The organism is Bartonella sp. CM86QHHN (genome assembly GCF_042194695.1).
In the GTDB taxonomy this organism is placed as follows: Bacteria; Pseudomonadota; Alphaproteobacteria; order Rhizobiales; family Rhizobiaceae; genus Bartonella.
Window position 1 is genome coordinate 1 of the sequence record NZ_JBHIND010000089.1, and the last position, 4,902, is coordinate 4,902.

General features: G+C 41.6%; 7 protein-coding genes and 1 pseudogene. 3 read left to right on the plus strand and 5 right to left on the minus strand.

Annotation, left to right across the window (positions count from 1 at the left end):
• A partial coding sequence (locus ACFIKX_RS09600) for a phage major tail tube protein (RefSeq protein WP_375661250.1) occupies positions 1-366 on the minus strand: 366 nt, incomplete at its 3' end.
• Positions 366-1,577, minus strand: a complete 1,212-nt coding sequence (locus ACFIKX_RS09605; RefSeq protein ID WP_375661251.1) for a phage tail sheath subtilisin-like domain-containing protein — start codon at positions 1,575-1,577, stop codon at positions 366-368. The genes ACFIKX_RS09600 and ACFIKX_RS09605, both read right to left, overlap by 1 nt.
• A 384-nt stretch (positions 1,578-1,961) precedes the next feature.
• On the opposite strand from ACFIKX_RS09605, the gene ACFIKX_RS09610 reads away from it, so the two are divergent.
• On the plus strand, positions 1,962-2,714 hold the full coding sequence (locus tag ACFIKX_RS09610; protein ID WP_375654143.1) for an antA/AntB antirepressor family protein: 753 nt from the start codon (positions 1,962-1,964) through the stop codon (positions 2,712-2,714).
• Positions 2,711-2,989, plus strand: a complete 279-nt coding sequence (locus ACFIKX_RS09615; RefSeq protein WP_375627783.1) for a hypothetical protein — start codon at positions 2,711-2,713, stop codon at positions 2,987-2,989. The genes ACFIKX_RS09610 and ACFIKX_RS09615 overlap by 4 nt, the downstream gene beginning before the upstream one ends.
• A 47-nt stretch (positions 2,990-3,036) precedes the next feature.
• On the opposite strand, the gene ACFIKX_RS09620 is transcribed toward ACFIKX_RS09615, so the two are convergent.
• On the minus strand, positions 3,037-3,366 hold the full coding sequence (locus tag ACFIKX_RS09620) for a HigA family addiction module antitoxin (protein WP_375627782.1): 330 nt from the start codon (positions 3,364-3,366) through the stop codon (positions 3,037-3,039).
• Positions 3,367-3,396: 30 nt separating this feature from the next.
• Entirely contained in the window at positions 3,397-3,672 is a 276-nt protein-coding gene (locus ACFIKX_RS09625) for a type II toxin-antitoxin system RelE/ParE family toxin (RefSeq protein ID WP_273791641.1), read from the minus strand.
• 119 nt (positions 3,673-3,791) lie between these two features.
• On the opposite strand from ACFIKX_RS09625, the gene ACFIKX_RS09630 reads away from it, so the two are divergent.
• Positions 3,792-3,971, plus strand: a complete 180-nt coding sequence (locus tag ACFIKX_RS09630; protein ID WP_375627011.1) for a hypothetical protein — start codon at positions 3,792-3,794, stop codon at positions 3,969-3,971.
• Positions 3,972-4,307: 336 nt separating this feature from the next.
• Here ACFIKX_RS09630 and ACFIKX_RS09635 read toward each other — a convergent pair.
• Positions 4,308-4,902: pseudogene (locus ACFIKX_RS09635) on the minus strand (hypothetical protein); the annotation flags it as partial.

Genomic DNA, 4,902 nt, shown 5'->3' on the forward strand with positions numbered 1-4,902 from the left:
TGTTGCTTTGCTGCCCGGTTGCCATTCTGCCATTTCAAAGCCTTTGCATAGTCCTCTCATGGTAATGACAACACCTTCTGCTGGTGTGCCTTGCGCTTGCATTGAACTTCGTAATGAGATATCGACATCTGTGCGCCCCAACAGTGCCATCAACTCTGGAGAGCAATCAGAAATGGTCATGCTAAGTGTGAGGGTTTCAAGACCAAGGTCAACTTCAATAGAGCTATCCATGCCTCCACCACGATAACTTTCAACAACCAAATTCAAATTCGGTAATGTTACGCTTTCACATTTTGCTTGATAGGGAATGCCGTCGACAAAAATGTTAAAATATTTCAAAACTCTTGGTAAAATAGGTATGGTCATTAAAAGATCTCCTCTAAGTAATCATTCACAATGCGTGAACGGAATGTGATGTGTTCTGCTGGTGTTGTTGGTGTGAATTCGACATTGAAATAGACTTTGCCGCCTTCAATGGCGCTTGCTGTATTAAGCTCTAGATCAGGCGTACAGCGCCCACCAAGAATGGCGCCTTGTGCTTTTAAATCACGCAAATAGGCATTGACGCTTTCACTGACATCATTCATGTAGGTCTTTTTGATATTGCGGTCGACAGCCCATAGATGCCCGCGCAAAATGGCATCATTGATCATATCTGCGGTGCGTACTACGGATAAGAAAGCAAATTTTGTATCGCTTGAGAGTGTGCGATTACCCCAGAGGCGATAACCGTTTTCGCGGATAATTGTTGTGATGTTTTGTTCGTTAAGAAGGTTGGCGCGGCTTGATCGATCACCAATGGAAAAATCAATGGGGCGTGCAATACCAACAATGCCATTGATCACTTTGTTTGAAGGGGAATGCCAAAAACCATGGGTAAAATCCGTTTTAGCAATGACACCTGCAACCGCTGCACTTGCTGGCTGTTCTACAATTTTTCCATCACGATTCACCTTTACAAATGGATCAATAAGAATGGCGCGCTTTGAATCAAAATCTTTTGCTGTGCTAAGGGCTGCTTCATCTGTTGTGTTTGGTGCATCAAGCACCACAATGGCGCGTAGGCGTTCAGCAATGCCAATGAGTTCTGCTGCGACGGGGTTGGCAGTTGCACCAGTTCCATTCTCTTCAATATTCACACTGGAAGGGCGTTGATGTGTAAAGCCTGGAGCGATGAGAATGCGTGGTGTTTGTCCTACAATGGATTGCGCTCCAATCAAAGCATGAACACCTTCATAAGCACCATTTGCGTTTATACCACCCAGAATATTGGTGAGTGTTGCATTTTCGTTGTCACCCTCGTTCACGCGTACGACAACGACAATGGCGCCTACTTGTTTAAAAATAAGATCAAGGGCATTGGGTAGGGTGCCTTGACGCTTACCCGTTTTATCGAGTTTTGCGGCTTTTGAAAGAGAGCCTGCTACCAAAACGGGTGTGTTGAGAGGGAAGGCTTGTTCATCGGCATCGGGTGCTGTGCCAACAATCCCGATAACTGCCGATTGTACCGCGCGAAGGGGTCGGGTGCCGTCGTCAACTTCAACGACTTCAACACCGTGTAAAAAACCTGTTGCCATTTTATACTCCTTTAAAATATTGGCTAATGAAATGAATGGGAAAAAAATGAGGGGGGTGATTGCTGTATTTGTTAGACCGGCATGATGATAAAAAATTATCGAAAATAGCTTGACATTATTTATGCAATGTGTATTTTCGAATCAGGTGCTTGAAAAACACCTTAAAGCAACTAGCGGATGGATTGCCGAAACAATCTCTTCTCCGCCAACTAAAAGTTTTGACTCATTGTATGTTACACGCATATAATGGCATTGTCGGGTGTGGTTACGCTATACAATACCCTTTATGGGAAAGGCATAACGACGGGCTAGTTGCCGTGTTTTTCAGCGCCCGGCACTCTCTTTAGAGTGTCAATGAAAAACATCTAACAACTAGGAGTTCACATGAACACTCTTATAGAAATTACAGAACAAGTCATTGATGGCGATGCAATTCAGACAGTAAATGCACGTGATCTACATGCGTTTTTAGGAGTAGGTAAAAAGTTTGCAGACTGGATTACTGAACGCATCAACAAATATGATTTTGTCGAAAACAGAGATTATATAGTTTTTCCCAATTTTGGGAAAAACCTCCAAGGTGGTCGTCCCTCTAAAGATTATGCTCTCACTTTAAGTGTAGCCAAAGAACTTTCTATGGTGGAGAACAATAAGAAAGGTAGAGAAGCTCGTTTATATTTTATAGAATGTGAAAAACGTGCAAAACAAGTAGCAACACCACGAATAGATCTTGCCAATGCATTGGAAAATCCTCTTACGATTAAACAGCTCCTTTTAGAGAGTATCAATCAATTAGAAGACTTAAGAAATGAGGTGAGTACACTCAAGCCTAAAGCAGAAGCTTTAGAAGGCTTAAAACGCTCTGATGGTCTGTTTGGTCTTATCGAAGCCGCGAAGATGTTAGAAGTACGACCAAAAGATTTAACGGATTACTTGCGTAAACATGATTGGGTCTATCGACGTGCTCCGGGGGCGCCTCTGTTACCTTATCAGGATAAAATCAAGAAAGGCTTTATGGACTGCCCTGCTATCACCATTCAAAGACCAGATGGTACAGAAAAGGTGCTCCCTTCAACGAAAATCACCTCCAGAGGATTGGCATGTTTAAGAGAGCAAATCCATGGAGGTGTGCAATGAAGATAGATACCAATTTCTTATGCGATTTGTGGTTGGCATTATCTCAATTTTCTAGACATGAAAATATGAATGATAAAGATTGTACAGCTCTGGTTGATACTATGAGTGTCATAGAAAAAGCTTTAATTTTAAAACTTCAAGATGAGATGCCAAGTATACTTAAAATCTTAATAGTTCTAACAGATTTTGGTGATTCAGAACTGCCGCATAGCATGGATCCTTTATTGCGCGCTTATGAACCAGATTTCGAGAACCCTATTAAAAAGGTTGCTTAAGTTCAAAAACATGACTTATCTCCTCGTCTTTAAGGGCGGGGAGAAGGTTACGAATGGCTATGTTCCATTTGCGTATTCATTTCGCTAGCTGTTAGTGTTGGAATAGAAGAGACATCAATGTCCCTCAAGGCATGCCATGTATCATAATTGGCTTGAAGCTGTAGCCAAAGGGCTGGTCCATTTCCTAACAATTTACCAATGCGAGCCGCTGTTACGGCTGTGACTGGACGTTCTCCTTTAAGGATACCGTGCAAGTGCTGGCGTGATATTTGAAGAATCCTAGCAATTTCGGTTTTGCTTGCATTTAAATGTTCTAAGGATTCAGCTAAAATTTCTCCTGGATGAGAAGGACAACGATTAGGATTACGTGTGGTCATGGATAGTTTCCTTTACAAATCTTAAAACCTTCAGTGGTATTGCTCTAGATCAACATGGTAAACGTGTCTGTCTTTAAATTCAAAAGTGATACACCAAGGACCATTGATATGAATTGTGTAGCGAGTTGGAGTAAAGCCTTTAAGCATATGAAAATTATAACCTGGTACATTGATATCACTAACTTGAGAAGCAGCGTCAAGGGCATCAAGACGGCGAATAATACGCTGTTGAAGCCTGCTATCAATCTTACTTTTTCCTGTTTCCCAGAGAGATTGGAGGTCTTTATTTTTAAATGTTTTGATCATAGCAAACTCAACAACTTTATTTTAAGTAAGATGTAATGTATTAAGTGACAATTGTCAACAAAAATGTTACAATTTAATATGATTGATGCCAACACTGTGGAACTACAAGAATTTAAGAAATGAATATCAAACCAATTCGTACAGAGAGAGATTATCAAGAAGCTTTAGAGATTGTGTCTGCAATGTTTGATAAGCAGCCAGAAGTTAATACTCCAGAATTTGATAGAATGAAAACTCTTGTTTTGTTAATTGAAGCTTATGAAACAGAACACTATCCTGTTTCTCCACCTCATGCGTAAAGAGAAGAATAGGTGCATGGAGGGGATAAATTTGCACGTTAACATCAAGGATTTTACAAACATACCAACGGCTGTCTGATCAAATATTGCTAAAAACTTAGATCCCTTGCCATTCTTAATAAAGTGAATACGAAGTTTAAATTCTATTGTCATTTTGCTCTCCAAATTAATGAAGAGACCATAACAATCATCTACACTCTCTCATAAGCCTGACACTGTCAGTAAAAAAGGGCTTTAAAGGGGACTTTATAAGAAGAAACTATACAGTTTATAAGCCATCAGACAATAAGTGTCCGTTTAGAAACTATCATTGTTTTTTATACCTGCATAAACCATTCATTCTTTCCACAATCTTATAAGGACAGCGCCATCAGCTCCAGCGCCACTTGAAGAAGAATCGGCATGAGCACCAGCACCTCCGCCCCCAAAACCACGCCCTGCTTTTCCCGAACTATAGGAACCTTTGCCGACTCCTCCAGAGCCACCACGTGATGTATCACCTCCAGCATCGCCTCCATTACCGCTTGTTTTACTCGTAATTCCATTCGTTCCAGCATAACCATTTCCGCCTTTGGCAATTCCTGGATGTTCATCCGTTGCTAAACCAAAGTTTCCACCTGTTCCTCCAGCACCGCCATCGCCTGAATAGAAGGAAGTATTATCTTTACCAAATCCCGTGTGAGTGCTAGAAGAGTAAGTACCCCCACCACCATGTCCTCCTGTCGCCGTAATAAAATTTTTGCCAACGGTTGTTGTTCCTCCAAACCTACCTTTTACATTCCACCCAGAAACAGAATCTCCTCCTTTACCAATTGTGATATTCTCATGACCCTTTAAACTCGCTTTATAACCATACCATACCGTACAACCGCCACCGCCGCCACCGCCTCCTAAGTAATAAGAATAACCACCCCCACCACTGCCGCCGCCA